Raw genomic sequence first — 17,368 nt, forward strand, 5'->3', positions numbered from 1 at the left:
GATAGGTGCTTTTACATATGTTTAGGCTGATGAAATAAAGGGGGAATCAGTTTGAGTAAACCATACATTGAAAAACTATTAATAGGAAAAGTAAAACAAGTGGGAAATCCAAATGCTACCAATCGAATGGATCGGCAATGGGAGAGCGGTATTTTTAAAAATAGTGTAGATGATAAAGTATGGCTTAGTAAAACGGGATTAACAGGGGATGAAGTAGCGGATAAGAAAAACCATGGTGGACCGGAAAAGGCAGTCTTTGCGTATTCAATAAAGCATTATGACGTTTGGAAGAAGGAACTGAATATAGACGATATTGGTATTGGTGCAATGGGGGAGAATATAGCTGTCAACTACATGGATGAGGACACCGTGTGTATAGGGGATACGTATCAATTTGGTGATTCTATTATCCAAGTATCTCAACCACGTAGACCATGCTGGAAACCTGCGCGCCGTTTCCGTACGATGGATTTTGCTTTACGTATCCAAAATACAGGAAGAACAGGATGGTATTTCCGCGTACTGAAGGAAGGATTTGTTCAGGGGGAAATAGGGTTAACATTACTAGAACGACCATATCAACAATGGACCATTGCGAAATGTAATGAAGTGATGTATAAGAAAAAGGATGATTTAATGCTTGCTAAAGAACTCCATGATTGTGATCTTCTAGCCCCAAATTGGAAGAAAACTCTAACGAAGCGATTAGTAGGGCAGGATTCTTCAAGTGAGAAGCGTGTTTATGGACCAAATAAAGGATAAGTTGGGGGTGAAAGAGACTGGGACAAAAGTATTCACTCTAAACAAAAGACGAACGTTATTGGTGGATAAAAACCGCTCCGGAAATATACTTCGCGCACCTTAGGGCGGCTGATGAGCCCCCTTCGTGCTAACGCACTGCGGTGTCTCACCTAGGCCTCTCATCCCGCAGGACAAGGAACGCTTCGGCAGCGAATCATCGCACGCATAAAATTGGTTTGTATTTTTAAGGAGTCTTCGTATATTTCCTTCGCTAGTGTGAGGAAATGTTTGGATTTGGATTAAATACTTTAGTTATGTCCCAGTCTCTTTTCATGATTAGGTCAATCAAGACTATTAATCTTTGTCTTTATCACGAGAACCGTCCCTATCGCGCCATAATTGCTCTATTAAAATAACAAGTGCTGTACCAACTAACAGTCCGTTGCTCATTACATTTTGAACGATGGCTGGTAATTCAGTGAAAACTTCTGTAGGTAGGAACATGGTACCCATTCCAACTAAATAAGCAACACCGATAATGGTTACTTTTCTTGAATCTAGTTTTTCCAACGCTAAATTATTTACGGCTAATCCTACTAACTGGACAAAGGAGGCCATTAATGCTGCATTTGCTATAGGAGCCGGAATACTAGAAATCACTGAAATAATAGGTGGGAAGAATGCAATGATAATTAATAGAATCGTAGCATAAATAAATGGCATTTTTCGCTTTTGTCCTGTTAACGCCATGAAACCAGATGAAGTTGCCAAAGGAACATTGGCAATTCCTGAAAATATACCTGACAGTCCATGACTGATTCCTGAGAAAGTTGTACCTCGATTCATTTCTGCATTTCTATCTTTAGGCTTAATTCCAAGTATCTGGTTTGCAGCAACAATGGATGCAACGAGATTAGATATAATTATAATGGCTGTAATGAAGGATATTGGCAAAACACTCAGATTAATTGTTGGAGTGCCAAAAGCAAACAGTTCAGGAACAGAAAATAACTGATCTATTTCTAAATTTCCTTCCCAACCAATAAAGGCGATAAACGCAATCCAACCGATGATAATTCCAATTAATACGGCATAGTTTTTTAACCAACCTTTAGCCAATGCTGATAAACCAAGGATGATAAAAAGTGTAATGAATGCTAGCATTGCCTGATTTAGTTGTATTGTGCTTGAACCACCTTGTAAGCCAAGCATTCCCTGTAAGAACGTTCCACTCAGTTGAACGGTTAATAGTAAAAAGAAAGTACCTGTTACTAGTGGTGTGAAAATAGGTAAGATTTTCTGAGCAATCTTCAGAACACCAAATAAAAATAAAAAGATCCCCGTTACGATCATGGTCGTTTCTAGTAATTGTAGTGTCTCTGTTAATGATCGACCATCTTGTAATCCCGAAAAGGCCATTACAGAAAAAATACTTATCCATATTCCAGCTGGGCCTTCTACAATAGGGAGACGGTGCCCCACTAATCCTTGTAGTAATGAAGCAATTCCTATGATAAAGAAACTTCGTTGCATTAAACCGGATATTTCCATAAAATTCATTTCAAAAATAGCTCCGATAACGATTGGGATGGCAACAGAGCTAGCTAGTAAAAACACAAACCACTGAATGGTCTCCATTGCAGTAGTTGTAAAGGTTGCTTCTGCTTTATTCAATGAACATCCTCCTACTTCTACACTTACTATAGGTATTATCTTATTTTATCACTAGTTCAGTCATTGATTAATAATAATGTATCAACCCTCTATAGGAAAAATGTATAAAGAGGATAGGTATTCAAAACACATCAATATATAGTAGGATAATAGATAAGTTGAAACGTAAAGTTATATTATATAGAATATTTTGTTAATATCACCTCAATAATTAAATCTAAAGTTAAATATATTTTTAAGTGGTCTTGTGATATGAGGTTAATTTTCTTTCTAATTTATATCCTACTTATCCATTCGATAGGTTATCTACAATTCTAGTATTTATGGTAAACTATTCATTAGTTTTATAAATTGAGTGAAAACATAACATAGATGGAGATGTAATCATGAGTTTATTTTTAAATGTTATTTTACCGATTATGATTGTTTTTGCTTCAGGATTCGTTTTGCAGAAATGTCGTTTTTTAGATGTGAAATCCGTATCGACAGTGAGCCTGTACATATTGTCCCCAGCATTGGTTTTTATTTCTTTATATGATGCGGAATTTAATAGTTCTTATTTTATGATCGTTATTTATATGTTTGCCTTATTTTATTTCATGGTCTTATTAAATAAAATTCTGGCAAAAATTTTTAAATGGTCACAAAATATCGAGAGTGCTTCGATATTATCAACAGGATTCATGAATTCTGGTAATTATGGACTTCCTGTTGTGTTGTTTAGTTTGGGGCAGGTTGCATTACCGTACGCTGTGTTTATCATGGTCGTACAAGGATTGCAAAATAATTTCTTTGGTATTTATTATGCTTCTAGAAGTTCAAGTGGGGTGAAGCGGGCGTTACAGAATATCATGAGGATGCCAACAACTTATGCCATGATACTTGCCTTTATTTGTCAATATTTGAATATCAATATATCTGAATCCATTCATTCAACATTAACAATGGTCGGGGATGCAGCCATTCCAGTTATGATGATTATGTTAGGAATGCAGCTCGGATCGATTACTGGTATTAAGTTGAACTGGCAAGTCATTTATTCGGCAGTTGTGTTAAAAATGCTAATTGCTCCACTATTTGCGTTTGCTTTTGTCTTTTTATTTGATATTGATCCACTGATCGGTGCAATTCTTATTATTATTTCTGCTATGCCACCAGCTGCTACCACTACGATGTACGCTATTGAATTTGACACGGAGCCGGAATTGGTATCCAGTATTACCTTTATTGGTACGGTGGTTAGTATTGTAACGATTACTATTTTATTAAATGTCATTTAGAGCAGCCCTTTTCTGTGATGGGGCTTTTTTATTGGAAATCATTCTCTAACACCTTATAATAGTTGTAATAGTAGTATTTTTCAGATTAGGGAGTGTATAAAATGGATTTAGGTTTAGAAGGGAAGTCGGTTATTGTAACGGCGGCAAGTAAAGGATTAGGAAAAGCTTCCGCAATGGAGTTTGCTAGAGAAGGTGCTTACGTTTTAATTAGTAGCCGTAATAAGGAGCAATTAGAAACGGCAGTAGCTGAAATTAAAGAGAATACTGGAAATCAGCAAATAGATTATGCTGTTTGCGATATGAAGAATGCTAATGATATTCAGAAGTTAGTGGAAAAAGCAGTTTCGTGGAATGGGACAGTGGATGTTTTAGTGAACAATGCAGGGGGACCACCAGCTGGAAGTTTTCTAGATATGACAGATGAAGAGTGGTACCATGCCTTTGAATTAAATCTATTAAGTTTTGTCCGAACCATTCGTGCGGTTGCTCCATACATGCAAAGACAAAAACGCGGCGCCATTGTCAACCTTGCATCTTCATCTATCAAACAAAGTATAGATGGGTTGGTATTGTCGAATACAATGCGTCCAGGCATTGTCGGTCTTTCGAAGACATTGGCAAGAGAACTAGGAGAAGATAATATTGTCATTAACACAGTTGGTCCAGGTGTCATAAAAACGGATCGAATCAGTGAGTTGACGAAAAATTCAGGTGAACAATCCATATCACTTGCTAACGAAAGTGAAATCCCTATGGGGCGTTACGGAGAGCCGGAGGAATTTGCAAAAGCCATTGTGTTCCTAGCATCTGGGGCAAATACATATATTACCGGCCAGACGTTAGTAGTAGAAGGTGGAAACGTAAGGGCATTGTAGTTTCTACTTATACTGTATGAGAAGAGAGGATTTGGAAGTTGTAAGTTACATAATAGGTACTCAGCAGCTCCATTTTTTTAAGCAATGGGCTGTTTTTTGTTTGGACTCACAGGTATATAAATAGAGAGGCGAAAAAAGGAGGGAATCGGGAATTAATCCCGTTATTGGGGATATTTCTGCCGGATTGCTTATAAAATTTATGTTCCATCAAAGAAACACGCAGAGAAGTTAAGGGAGTTAATCCTCTAAGGAAAATAACCTTTCTTAAAACAACGGGAAGTGCCAGACACTTCCCGTTGATGTTATCTCTATAATCACCAGTATATAGGGATTTGACAAAAGCCTCAGTTGGATTTGATGCGGTTCATGAACTCTTCAGCTGCACTGTAGCCTTGTTGTTTTAAATACCAGTTATTGGCCGCTGCTTCAATTAAGCCTGCAACATCTCTTCCTGGCTGAAGTTGGATTTCGATATGTGGAACAGAAACTCCCATGTAATCCGTGTATCTTGTTTCTAGCTCTAGATCATTATTCAAGGCATCTTCTTTCCATTTAGTTAGTTTAATATCTAAAGCAATTCTTGTTTCTTCTTGGAATGCTTTTCTTCCGTATACTCGGACTACATTCAATAATCCAACACTTCGTAGTGCAAGGAATTCCTTATTTTTCTCATTATGGGTCCCTAAAATAGTTTTGTGACTAAGTTTTTTCAATACAACCATATCATCTGCAACCAATCGATGCCCTCTTCCAATCAAGGTATGAGCCAATTCACTTTTTCCGACACCAGATTCTCCACGGAGTAAGATGCCAATGCCAAAAACATTCAAACAAACACCGTGTAATGCGATTTCTGGAGCTAATGACCTTGTTAAATATCCATCAATCTTTGGAATAAAATCTGATGTAGATTCCTTCGTTCGTAGTAATGGGATATGTTCTTTGGCACAATATCGTTTTAAATAGGTAAGTCCTTCCTGTTCAGCTGTCACAATAAAGCAAGGTGGGTGGTATTGAACAACATTACCAATTCTCAACTGTCGCTCTTCTGCACTTAATTTATGTAAATATGTAATTTCTTTTAGGCCAAGGATTTGGACGCGTTCCATTGGAAAAAATTCAAAATAGCCAATAAACTCAAGTCCTGGGCGATGTGTTTGTGGCTTCGTTATAGAGCGATGTAATTGATTTTCCCCTGTTAAAACCTCCAATGAAAATTCCTGAACTATCTTCTCAACCATAACCGATTTCACGCTGTTTACACTCCATCCTGTACGTAATAGTCTAAACCAATTATACGATAAAAATAGCGAGTTTTGTGAAGAAATAAATGTTTTATACCATTCGGCAATATATAGGATGGAGCAGATTTCCTATATGGCACCCATATTAAAGCTCATGAAAACATATACTTTTATAAAAGAACGTAGTATAGAGGAGGGAAGATGTTGGGATTTAGTTTAATATGGATAGGGTTGGGAATTGCTATTGCGGGTTATTTTATAGGAGATGGCTTGAAAAATTTTCAAAATCCAAATGCAAAGAGTTTCGTTCATGCTACAGATGATGATGATCACGAACTTATTAAAGAGAATGAGGTACATTACTTTATGGGGATATCAAAGCAAGATGCAAAGACCCTGACTCAGGAGTACTCGGATATACCACATATCTTCATAAACGGTAATGTGTACTTCCCAAAGGAAAAATTACGTAGATGGCTTTTAGAAATCGGGAGTGAATAATGTTATTCAATGAAATAATGTGTGAGTCGAGCCAACGAAAGAAGTAATGCAAGACAAGCTGAAATGAAACATGCTACACATCTGTGAGCGTCTAGCTGTTTTCGTATAATCTTTTAATAACAGGATATAATATCATTTGATTATGACTAGGGAGGTTCTTTTGATAATGGTATTCATTCTGACTAACCTCTGGTCTAGTATGCTAAAAAATATGGGTTTAAACTGGGATAAGTAATTTGAAAATGCAAATGATAAACGGAGTTAAAAGGATTTTAATCGTTATACTACTTATTATGCTATTATCATTCATATTGGTAGTATCTAAGTCAGAAAGCATACTAGCATCAAGCGATGATCTAGAAAAGATACAAATTAAAAATGTTCTGCTCCCAAAAGAATACTCTGAGCCAAGGCAAAGTCCCATTACTCATGTTGTTCTTCATTTTACAAGTAATGCTGCGGCTAAATTTAGGGATCCATATCGGTTCGAGGAAATCCTAGATATTTTCATTGAATATGGGGTATCTGTTCATTATATGATTGGTAGAAAGGGGGAGGTGTATCGTTTAATTCCTGAAAATAGAGTGGCTTATCATGCTGGTAAAGGTGAATTGCCTGGATTTCCAAAATATAAAGATCGTTTGAATGATTTTTCGATAGGGATTGAATTGATGGGTATCGGAACGAAAGCGGAAATGAGGACAGTGATACCAGATTTTATTTATGATTTTATTGATCCACGTAAAATCGGATATACCGATGCCCAATACGATACACTTTGTCAATTGCTTGAAGATATTTTGGTTAGAAATTCAAACATTCTTCGAGATAAAAATCATATTATTGGTCATGATGAATATGCGGTGAATAGGAAGGTAGACCCTGGTTCCATGTTTGACTGGTCTAGAATTGGATTATAACTAAAGCGATATCATTAGATGCGATATCGCTTTTTTCTATTCAATCGTATATCCCCGTTGTTTAAGTGCATCTAAGATTTCTTGAATATGCTCGTGATTTTTCGTTTCAATGGATAGGGTTAATTGCACGTAACTTGGATAAACCTTATCACCAATATGGCTTTGTGAAACATCTAATATATTCCCTCGAAGCTTTGTCACTATCTGTAAAATTTTCACCAGATTTCCTGGTTTGTCTTTTAGAATGGTATTAAATTGCATAAATCGGCCAGCTTCAACCATTCCCCTCTGGATGATTCTTGATATAAAGCTTACATCGACATTACCACCACTTATAATAGATACTACTTTTTTATTTTTAATTGGTAATTTATTATATAAAAGTGCTGCCAATGAAACGGCACCTGAACCTTCTACAAGTAGTTTATTCCTTTCTAGTAAAAGAAGCATCGTACGAGCAATTTCCATTTCATCGACTGTGACTAATCCATCTACATATTTTTGAACAAGGTGAAAAGTATGCTGTCCAGGTCTTTTAACTGCAATTCCATCTGCCATGGTAGGGATCGAATCTATCTTTACAATTTCCTCTTTCGCAAGTGATTGTGCCATACTCGGACATGCCTCAGCCTCCACTCCATATATTTTAATACTTGGATTTTTTTCCTTCACCGCTGCTGCAATTCCCGCAATTAATCCACCACCACCCACTGGACATACAATGGTATCAATCGTGGGCAGCTGTTCTAAAATTTCTAGTCCAATTGTTCCTTGTCCATTGATAACCGCGTCGTCGTCAAACGCATGGACAAAAGCAGCTCCTGTTTTTTTCTTTAAATCTAAGGCATAATCCAGTGCATCATCAAATACGCTTCCAGTTAATTCAACGTTTGCTCCATAATCCTTTGATGCTTGAACTTTACTTAAGGGGGCACCTAAGGGCATGACAATGGTACAAGGAATGTCAAGTCTTGAACTCGCATAGGCTACACCTTGTGCATGGTTTCCAGCAGAAGCGGCGATCACTCCCTTTTCTAAATCGGCTTTATCCAAGGAACCCATTTTATTATAGGAACCTCGGACCTTAAAAGACCCTGTCTTCTGCAAATTCTCAAGCTTTAAATGTACCTCATTTCCAGCATAGTCACTAAAAGTCCGCGAGTAATCCAATGGAGTTCGGTGAACGACACCCAGTAAATTTTGACGGGCTTTTTCAATTTCATGTAAGGAAACTACCATAAGTTTCACCCCTCTAAGTACTAAAAAACACTTTTTCTAGTTTTAGCGGAAGAAGAAGCATTATACACAAAGAAAACATAATCTGTCTCAGTAAAATTTGGAAAACTATTTGAATTACCAGGAATTATAGGACTTAAAGAAATTCTTTCATTACTTTCATATAATCTTCCTCTTGTTCAATGTATGGCATATGTGCACTGTTCTCAAATACATGAAATTTACTGTTTGGTGTAAGGGAGCTGTAATATTCTGTGGATTCAGGTGTTGCCTCATCATATTGTCCACATGTATATAGAGTAGGTACCTTAAATTCTTTTAATTGTGCTGTACAATCGAAATCTTTTAAATTCCCTGTTACGTGAAATTCAGATGGTCCCCACATAACACGATAGACTTCTGGATTTTTATATTTGGCACCGTTCTCTAGGAATTCAGGTTTCAGGTTCCGTCTGCAAACAAAGTGCTGATTAAATACTTTGGTTGCTTCTTTGTACTCGTCTGTTTCAGTAGTCCCAAATTTTTCACATGTTTTCAATGTGATTTGCACATTGATTGGTAGTTTTTTACGATTTCGTTCTTGATCTTCTGCCCATCTTGGCGCACTTAGACAAGGGCTTGAAAAAATTATGCTCTTTACTCCATCGGGGTATTTTAAATAGTAAGAAGCAGCTAAGGTAGTTCCCCATGAATGGCCTAAAATATGAAATTCCTCTAAATGAAGTGCTTCTTTAATATGTCGTAATTCCTCTACAAATCGGTCAAGATTCCATAGAGAAGTATCATTAGGACGATCTGATTTGCCGCACCCCAATTGATCATAAAAAATCACTGGTCGCTCTTCGGCTATAACTTTCAAACCTTGTAAAGAATAATGTGATGATCCCGGTCCACCATGTAAAACAATAACAGGTGCCTTGTTTAAGTAATCTCCATGAATCTGATACCAGACTTTACCACCAGTTACTTCGATAAAACCTTCTTGTACGGACATCGAATCCCTCCTCTACTATTTATATTAGCATTAATTATGATATAAGATGGCAATAAACCATTAGCGTTCGATAAAATAGAGAGGCGTCCAACTCCGGGTTCAGTGGGAACGAGTAAACCGCAGTTCCGGGACGTCGCCATTCATAGCTTAGAAGGGAGGTTCTGTTTTTCTAAGTGTGAGTGAGCTTTTATGGTGAAATGTGTTAAGTGGAATGTATTATAAAAAAGTAATTCACGAAGCATTGTAATGGAAAATCCCCAGGCGATAGGGCTTGGGGATTTTAGGTTTCATTTATGGGTCAAACTGCATTTATCGTCATATTGTAGCTGTTTTTTCTGTTCTTATTGGAGGGGGGGCTGAATGAATACCTGGCGAACGTGTTGTTTTTTAATTTCTTCCATCTATGCTACTTCCAAAATTTCTACATCAGATTCAATACACCAAGACCTATCAATAGTGTTGGCGGAAGGAAGGACAGCTTCTTTAATTTATCGTTTTTAGCAAGTAGCATTCCTAATTTCATGCCAGTATATAAAAATATCCCACTCATGCTCGCGATAAGAATGGCCGTTAATAGTGGTGAATAGCCGAGAAGGGAAGCACCAATACCAGCTCCAAATGCATCAAGCGCCAATGCAAAACCAAGAAGCAATGCTTCTCCAACTGAAATATTACCTGATTTATCTAAATCCGCTTTATCCGGTGTTGCAAAAACTGTTTTAATTTCATTAATTTTGCTTTTAGAGGCTTGTTCTGTGACGACAACCTCTTTGTCTTTCTTTAAGTTAGATCGAATTGTATTGATGAGAGAAAACATCCCTAATGCAATTAAGATTATTCCTCCGATATTTCTAGCGATATCAGCGGAGATAAAGCTTTCAAGCATATCTCCAATGGTCATGGATGTTAATAGGACAATACCAGAGCACAGCATGATGATGAACAAGGCACGCAACGGTACTTTAATCTTTTGCATGCCATAAGTTATTCCGACACCGAATCCATCGATGCTTACCGCAATGACTAATAACAATAACCCTGTGTAATATAGCATTGGATCCATTCCTTTACATTATTTCTAGAATAGTGTATGGATTTTAGTTATGATATGTGTTTCGTTTTGTCGAACAAGGGATGTATCCGTTAATCTGGCCATAAAAAAACGAGGATGTATTCAAACATCCTCGTAAACTATTTACTCTGATATTAATTTTTCTCTTAAATCATCTAGCATAAGGTTTGCTGCAAGTACTCCACCAGCAGTATTCCAGATGGTATCACTCACCTCATAGGCTTTACCAGCTTGAACAGCATCTAGGTTGTTCCAAAGTGGATCATTAATCCATTTTTCTTCTACATCCTTGCCGTCCCCTTCATTCTGGTAAGTGAAATAAAAGATAACATCTCCATCCATTTCTTCAATTCTTTCTTTTGTTACTCCTTTTGCGGCAAAGTCATCAACATCCTGTGCTTCCGGACGTGCCAGGCCAACTTCTTCCAAAATAATTCCTGAGAATGAGTCTTTATGGTATATACGAACATCTTGTGGCATAAAGCGAACCATAGAAACCTCGGTGTTAAGTTTATCTCCTAAATCATTACTTAACTCTGCAACACGATTATTATATGCATCAAGAACTTCTTGACCTTTCTCAACCTGTCCAACTGCTTCTGCAATTAACTTAAAGTTTACCTTCCAATCTCCACGCAGTGTTTCCTCGAAAACGGTTGGTGCAATGGCGGATAATGCTTCGTAATGCTCTTCCTGTCTCATTTTATTACCAAGGATTAAATCGGGTTTTAGTGCAGCTATTGCTTCCAAATTAATATCACTTTCTGTTCCGACCACTTCAACACCATCCATTTGATCTGTAATGTGTTCGTACCAAGGATCGCCAGTCCAGGATTGAACAGCACCTACCGGGGTGATTCCTAGAGAAAGTAATGCTTCCGTTCCATGATTCGTTAGAACGACAATACGTTCTGGAGTCCCTTCAATGGTTGTAGAACCCATGGAATGTTCAACGGTATAACTTTCAGCAGCTTGCTCATTACCTGCATAACTTTCCTCTTCTTTCCCCTCCTTTTCCTCCGCTGAACCACAGGCTGTAATAACGAATAATGATAGGGATAAAATTAAAAACAACATCATTTTTTTATACATGATATATTTCCTCCTATGTATGTAATTGATAATGATTATCATCGTTGATTAAATGATAATCGTTCTCAATCTATATGTCAATAATTTTTTTACTTTTTGGGAAATAAAACTGTTTCGTAAGGACGAATAATTGAAGGAAAAACAGGAATTATCATATCTGATTTTTTTCTAAAATTGTTAATTTAATTGAAATTGATTCCCAAACTCATTGACAATGGTTCTCAATTAAATTAGACTAAAAATAACTAACAAGCATGAAATAAAGAGAATGTGATTGTTGAAAGGTACTGGTTATGATAACTCACAATATAGGGAAAGTGTTAGGCTTATTGGTTGGTCTAGTTACTGTTTTATGCCTAATTTGGGCTAGCGTTGTTTTAGGACTAACACAAATTACGACTCAAATGGTTTTGGATTCATTTTTTCAATTTAATGGGTCAAATGAACATATTATTATACAGGATACAAGAATTCCTCGCGCATTGATTGCAACTGCAGTTGGAGCTAGTTTGGCCGTTTCTGGAACAATTATGCAAGGGTTGACAAATAATCCACTAGCATCACCAAGTTTATTTGGTGTGAATGCTGGAGCTGGTTTTTTCGTAGTACTAGGGATTAGTTTTTTTGGTTTAACCTCGTTAAATGCATTTACATGGCTTGCCTTTACAGGTGCTGCAACTTCTGCCATCATCGTGTATATTCTAGGATCCCTTGGACGTGATGGGTTAACCCCAATAAAAATGACATTAGCAGGTGCTGCAATGGCTGCACTTTTTTCATCCTTAACGCAAGGAATGCTTACATTAAATGAACGTGCGTTGGATCAAGTACTTTTTTGGCTAGCAGGTTCAGTTCAAGGTAGAGATTTAGATATTTTGGTTGCCGTTCTACCATATATCATTATTGGTTGTCTTGCTTCGTTAATTATTGGCAGACAAATGAATGTGCTGGCGATGGGGGATGATATGGCTAAAGGTCTAGGGCAAAAAACAATTCTTACCAAAATTTTTGGAGGAATTATTGTTGTTTTCTTAGCCGGTGGATCTGTTGCTATTGCTGGACCAATTGGTTTTATTGGAATGGTAATCCCGCATATTGCTAGGTGGCTAGTAGGAATCGATTACCGTTGGGTTGTTCCTTATAGTGGTATTCTCGGTGCAATCTTACTACTAACGGCCGATATTGGTGCAAGATATATTATTATGCCGGCTGAAATTCCAGTTGGTGTGATGACTGCATTCATTGGTGTTCCCTTCTTTATTTATATTGCAAGGAGGGGAATTAACGAATGAAGAAAAACATACCTTTTCGGATAGGGAAAATTTCTTTTTTAATTAATCGAAAATCATTTCTAACCACCATTGTGCTAACCATATTAATCATTTCTCTTATGATTATTAGTCTTGGAATAGGTCAAATGCAGGTTTCGCCATGGAATGTAATAAAAGCCATTTTTGGTGCAGGTAATGAAATGGATATGCTCGTCGTTCAGTCTTTTCGTATGCCAAGAATTTTACTTGCTGTATTATCTGGTGCTGGTCTCGCTTTATCTGGTGCCATTTTACAAGGAATTATTCGTAATCCATTGGCATCTCCAGATATTATTGGAATTACTGGTGGAGCAGCCGCTACCACGGTTGCTTTTCTAGCTATTTTTAGTGATCGAAGTAATACCTTAACATTAAGTATTCATTGGCTACCGCTTGCATCTTTTGTAGGTGCCATGGGAATGGGATTTCTTGTTTATTTCCTGGCACGGAAAAATGGGAAGATTGCACCGATACGGTTAGTACTTATCGGTGTTGGTATTTCAACAGCAGTTCAAGCACTTACAACGATGATGATGCTACTAGGTCCCATTTTCACCGCATCAAGAGCAAATATTTGGATTACAGGAAGTCTAAATGGAACAAATTGGACGGAAATCTTAACAATTACACCATGGATACTTTGTTTATCTGTTATTTTATTTGTTTATGCGAGAAGACTAAATGTACAGGAATTAGGCGAAGAATTAGCAACAAATGCAGGAGAACTCGTTCAAAAGGATCGATTTATATTATTATTGCTAAGTACGGCTTTAGCTGGAGGAGCTGTAGCATTTGCAGGAGGAATAGGTTTTGTTGGCTTAATGGCTCCACATATAGCTCGAAAACTGGTTGGTTCTGTTTTCGGAGCACTTTTACCAGTTTCGGCATTAATTGGTGGCATTATTGTTCTTTTAGCGGATTTACTCGCTCGAACAGCTTTTGCCCCTCTAGAAATTCCAGCAGGTGTGTTTACGTCAGCAATCGGAGCACCATATTTTATTTACCTTCTATTTAAAAGTAGAAATGAGTAGGGAACATATTAGAACAGCATGATGAAGAAAGGGGTTTTTTGAATGGATGCAATTTCTACCAAGTCATTGACCTTAGCGTATGGAGAAGAAAATATAATTAAAGAACTGGACTTAGCAATACCAAAAGGAAAAATCACGGTATTCATCGGCAGTAATGGTTGTGGAAAGTCAACATTGTTACGTTCATTGGCACGTTTAATGAAACCAAAAAACGGCTCCATTGTTTTAGATGGAAATGATATTGCCCATACATCAACGAAAAAGATAGCTAGGAATCTTGCCATCCTTCCTCAATCCCCTGTAGCCCCTGAAGGACTAACGGTTTTGCAACTGGTGAAGCAAGGAAGATATCCGTATCAGAACTGGTTTCAGCAATGGTCTGAAAAGGATGAAAAAGCGGTAAATGATGCACTAGATGTTACGGGAATGGTAGAATTTGCAGATCGAAAAGTGGATTCGTTATCAGGTGGTCAGAGGCAGCGCGCATGGATTGCGATGACACTTGCTCAAGATACCGACATTATTTTATTAGATGAACCAACCACATATCTTGATTTGACCCATCAAATTGAAATCCTAGATCTTCTATATGATTTAAATCAATCGGAAGAACGGACCATTGTAATGGTATTACATGATTTAAATCTTGCATGTAGGTATGCGGATCATATTGTCGCTATCCATAATAAAACAATTTATAAACAAGGTGATCCGGATACCATCATTACGCCAGAATTGGTTCACACTGTCTTTGGGTTGCAGTGCCAGGTAGCATGTGATCCAATCTGTGGTACACCTTTGTGTATACCGTTTAGTAAAGGAAGACACTTAAAGGGTGTTAAACAGCATGTCAAATCAGTTAACACCTAATGAGAAACAAGAATTGACCCTGTTCACCATTCTAGTAAGTTAAAGTAGAAGTGCTGTAAAATGACAGTGCTTCTTTTTTTATTGTTGCCCTAACATACTATCATCATCTTCTTTCAAAATATGTTAAAGTTATATAAGGAAGAATGGAAAGGATTGTTTAAATGAGTAAAACAGTTGTTCTAGCAGAAAAACCTTCTGTTGGTCGAGATATTGCACGGGTTCTTCAATGTCATAAAAAGGGGAACGGCTTTATGGAAGGTTCAAAATATATTGTGACATGGGCATTAGGACATTTGGTGACATTAGCAGATCCTGAAGCTTATGATAATAAATACAAAACATGGAAGCTTGATGATTTGCCAATGCTTCCATCTAATTTGAAACTTGTTGTAATGAAGAAAACAGGTAAACAATTTAATGCAGTTAAGACACAGCTAAACCGAAAAGATGTACATGAAGTTGTGATTGCAACAGATGCTGGAAGGGAAGGGGAACTTGTAGCTCGCTGGATTTTAGAAAAGGCAAGAGTGAAAAAGCCTGTGAAGCGACTATGGATTTCATCTGTAACGGATAAAGCCATTCGGGATGGCTTTAAGCATTTAAAGCCTGGAAAAAATTATGAAAACCTCTATGCATCAGCAGTGGCACGATCAGAAGCGGATTGGTATGTTGGATTAAATGCCACCCGTGCCCTAACAACTAAATTCAATGCACAACTTTCCAGTGGTCGTGTGCAAACACCAACATTGGAAATGGTTGCTCAAAGGGAAAGGGAAATTAAAGGATTCCAACCACGGAAGTTTTACGGATTCGAAGCTAAGACAGATAAAGGATTTAAATTGATTTGGCAAGATGACAAAAAGAATTCGAGAATGTTTTCTAAAGATAAAGCGGATGGCTTAATTAAACGACTCAAAAATCAACCAGCTAAAGTTGTTAATGTTCACAAATCCTACAAGAAGAAATTTGCTCCACAGCTATATGATTTAACTGAATTACAACGTGACGCTAACCGTATTTTTAACTATTCCGGGAAGCAAACCTTATCTATTATGCAAAAGCTTTATGAACAACATAAGGTCTTGACTTACCCACGAACGGATTCACGTGTGATTTCAACAGACATCGTTCCGACATTGAAAGATCGTTTGAAAGCATGTGGAGTGGACCAGTACGTGAAGATGGCAAATAAATTATTGAAAAAGGATTTCAAACTGCCAAAGTCTGTTGTTAATAATGCAAAAGTATCTGATCACCATGCGATTATCCCGACAGAACAGCATGTGGTACTAGAAGATTTAAATGATAAAGAAAGAAAAATCTATGATTTGGTTGTGAAACGCTTTCTAGCTGTTTTATCTGATCCATATGAATATGAACAAACGACCATTTTTGTGGAAATAAGCGGAGAAACCTTTACTGCGAAAGGAAAGGTTGTAAAGCACCAAGGTTGGAAGGAAGTTTACAATAATCGTTTCGATGACGACGAAGCAAGCGATGACCAGCACCTACCTGAGGTTAATAAAGGGCATGAGTTCACCAATGTTGTTATGAAGTTAAAAGAAGGGGAAACCAAAGCCCCAGAACGTTTTACAGAGGGTGCTCTGTTACAGGCAATGGAAAATCCGGCGAAATACATGAATACGGATGAAAAACACTTGGCTAAAACGATTAATCAAGCAGGTGGAATCGGAACGGTAGCGACACGAGCTGATATTATTGAAAAGTTATTTAATAGCATGTATCTGGAATTGAAAGGTAAGCATATTTTCATCACATCCAAAGGCCGTCAGCTATTGGAACTTGTACCAGATGATTTACGTTCACCAGCATTAACTGCGGAATGGGAACAGAAACTAAGCCTTATTGCAGATGGTAAATTGCAGAAGGAGAAATTCATTTCGCAAATTAAAGGCTATACGAAGCAAATTGTAAAGGAAATTAAGAATAGTGATGAGAAATTCAAGCATGATAATATGACTGGAACGAAATGTCCGGATTGTGGGAAATTAATGCTTGAAATTAAAAATAAACATGGACGCATGCTTGTTTGTCAGGATCGTTCATGTGGCCATAAGAAAAATATTGCGAAACAGACAAATGCTAGGTGTCCAAACTGCCATAAGCGCATGGAACTGCGAGGAGAAGGTGAAGGACAATTATTTGTTTGTAAATGTGGTCACCGTGAGAAGGTTTCAACCTTTAATAAGCGTCGAAATAAAGAGAAACAGCAAAAAGTATCGAAAAAAGATATTAATAAGTACTTGAAAAAACAAGATGATGGATTTACCAATAATGCATTAGCTGATGCACTGGCTAAATGGAAGAAATAAATGCTTTGGGCCCTCTATTTTTGATAGAGGGCTTTTTATAGTTGGAAGTACAGCTAATAAATCGTACGAATCATTGATAAAAAGAGAGGAAAACCGATAAATGTGTGACTGCTATTCTAATTGAAACCAAAAAGGATAACCAAGTATCCAAAAGATTCAAGCCTAACATTTTACTTCCTATTAGGAAAGATTTAT

At 37.2% G+C, this 17,368-nt stretch carries 15 protein-coding genes; 9 read left to right on the plus strand and 6 right to left on the minus strand.

Annotated elements, in window-relative coordinates; genetic code table 11:
- The first annotated feature begins 51 nt into the window (after positions 1 to 51).
- The gene (locus CAO17_RS02710) at positions 52 to 762 is read left to right on the plus strand and encodes an MOSC domain-containing protein (protein ID WP_245831747.1); all 711 of its coding nucleotides are present in this window, start codon (positions 52 to 54) and stop codon (positions 760 to 762) included.
- A 333-nt stretch (positions 763 to 1,095) separates the two neighbouring features.
- On the opposite strand, the gene CAO17_RS02715 is transcribed toward CAO17_RS02710, so the two are convergent.
- Entirely contained in the window at positions 1,096 to 2,415 is a 1,320-nt protein-coding gene (locus CAO17_RS02715) for a purine/pyrimidine permease (RefSeq protein WP_245831748.1), read from the minus strand.
- A gap of 386 nt (positions 2,416 to 2,801) precedes the next feature.
- Here CAO17_RS02715 and CAO17_RS02720 point away from each other — a divergent pair, with 386 nt between their 5' ends.
- Together CAO17_RS02720 and CAO17_RS02725 are read left to right on the plus strand one after the other, a co-directional pair.
- Complete coding sequence (locus CAO17_RS02720) at positions 2,802 to 3,695, plus strand: AEC family transporter (protein ID WP_085991291.1); 894 nt, start codon at positions 2,802 to 2,804, stop codon at positions 3,693 to 3,695.
- Between the two features lie 101 nt (positions 3,696 to 3,796).
- Positions 3,797 to 4,570: an SDR family oxidoreductase gene (locus CAO17_RS02725; protein ID WP_085991292.1), complete on the plus strand. Its 774-nt coding sequence runs from the start codon at positions 3,797 to 3,799 to the stop codon at positions 4,568 to 4,570.
- A gap of 344 nt (positions 4,571 to 4,914) precedes the next feature.
- Here the strand turns inward: CAO17_RS02725 and hprK are convergent, their stop codons facing one another.
- On the minus strand, positions 4,915 to 5,811 hold the full coding sequence (gene hprK / locus CAO17_RS02730; protein WP_425435859.1) for an HPr(Ser) kinase/phosphatase: 897 nt from the start codon (positions 5,809 to 5,811) through the stop codon (positions 4,915 to 4,917).
- A 207-nt stretch (positions 5,812 to 6,018) separates the two neighbouring features.
- On the opposite strand from hprK, the gene CAO17_RS02735 reads away from it, so the two are divergent.
- Together CAO17_RS02735 and CAO17_RS02740 are read left to right on the plus strand one after the other, a co-directional pair.
- The gene (locus tag CAO17_RS02735) at positions 6,019 to 6,315 is read left to right on the plus strand and encodes a DNA-binding protein (RefSeq protein WP_245831749.1); all 297 of its coding nucleotides are present in this window, start codon (positions 6,019 to 6,021) and stop codon (positions 6,313 to 6,315) included.
- Positions 6,316 to 6,608: 293 nt separating this feature from the next.
- Entirely contained in the window at positions 6,609 to 7,235 is a 627-nt protein-coding gene (locus CAO17_RS02740; RefSeq protein ID WP_218775523.1) for an N-acetylmuramoyl-L-alanine amidase, read from the plus strand.
- Between the two features lie 36 nt (positions 7,236 to 7,271).
- Here CAO17_RS02740 and ilvA read toward each other — a convergent pair whose 3' ends face one another.
- The 4 genes from ilvA to CAO17_RS02760 form a co-directional block, all read right to left on the minus strand.
- Positions 7,272 to 8,474 (minus strand): threonine ammonia-lyase, encoded by a 1,203-nt coding sequence (ilvA, locus tag CAO17_RS02745; RefSeq protein ID WP_085991296.1) that lies wholly within the window; start codon positions 8,472 to 8,474, stop codon positions 7,272 to 7,274.
- 133 nt (positions 8,475 to 8,607) lie between these two features.
- Entirely contained in the window at positions 8,608 to 9,465 is an 858-nt protein-coding gene (locus CAO17_RS02750; RefSeq protein WP_085991297.1) for a proline iminopeptidase-family hydrolase, read from the minus strand.
- 421 nt (positions 9,466 to 9,886) lie between these two features.
- On the minus strand, positions 9,887 to 10,519 hold the full coding sequence (gene ytaF / locus CAO17_RS02755; protein WP_085991298.1) for a sporulation membrane protein YtaF: 633 nt from the start codon (positions 10,517 to 10,519) through the stop codon (positions 9,887 to 9,889).
- Positions 10,520 to 10,660: 141 nt separating this feature from the next.
- Positions 10,661 to 11,629 carry an ABC transporter substrate-binding protein gene (locus CAO17_RS02760; protein WP_085991299.1) on the minus strand — a complete coding sequence of 323 codons (969 nt, stop codon included), beginning with the start codon at positions 11,627 to 11,629 and terminating at the stop codon, positions 10,661 to 10,663.
- Positions 11,630 to 11,922: 293 nt separating this feature from the next.
- On the opposite strand from CAO17_RS02760, the gene CAO17_RS02765 reads away from it, so the two are divergent.
- The 4 genes from CAO17_RS02765 to CAO17_RS02780 all read left to right on the plus strand — a co-directional run bounded on the left by CAO17_RS02765 (position 11,923) and on the right by CAO17_RS02780 (position 17,173).
- On the plus strand, positions 11,923 to 12,921 hold the full coding sequence (locus tag CAO17_RS02765; protein WP_085991300.1) for a FecCD family ABC transporter permease: 999 nt from the start codon (positions 11,923 to 11,925) through the stop codon (positions 12,919 to 12,921).
- Positions 12,918 to 13,970 carry a FecCD family ABC transporter permease gene (locus tag CAO17_RS02770; RefSeq protein WP_085991301.1) on the plus strand — a complete coding sequence of 351 codons (1,053 nt, stop codon included), beginning with the start codon at positions 12,918 to 12,920 and terminating at the stop codon, positions 13,968 to 13,970. The genes CAO17_RS02765 and CAO17_RS02770 overlap by 4 nt, the downstream gene beginning before the upstream one ends.
- Before the next feature lie 42 nt (positions 13,971 to 14,012).
- Positions 14,013 to 14,840 carry an ABC transporter ATP-binding protein gene (locus CAO17_RS02775; protein ID WP_085991302.1) on the plus strand — a complete coding sequence of 276 codons (828 nt, stop codon included), beginning with the start codon at positions 14,013 to 14,015 and terminating at the stop codon, positions 14,838 to 14,840.
- A 161-nt stretch (positions 14,841 to 15,001) separates the two neighbouring features.
- The gene (locus tag CAO17_RS02780; protein WP_085991303.1) at positions 15,002 to 17,173 is read left to right on the plus strand and encodes a DNA topoisomerase III; all 2,172 of its coding nucleotides are present in this window, start codon (positions 15,002 to 15,004) and stop codon (positions 17,171 to 17,173) included.
- Positions 17,174 to 17,368 lie beyond the last annotated feature (195 nt).

The sequence above is a fragment of the Oceanobacillus senegalensis genome, from assembly GCF_900176885.1.
In the GTDB taxonomy this organism is placed as follows: domain Bacteria; phylum Bacillota; class Bacilli; order Bacillales; family Amphibacillaceae; genus Oceanobacillus; species Oceanobacillus senegalensis.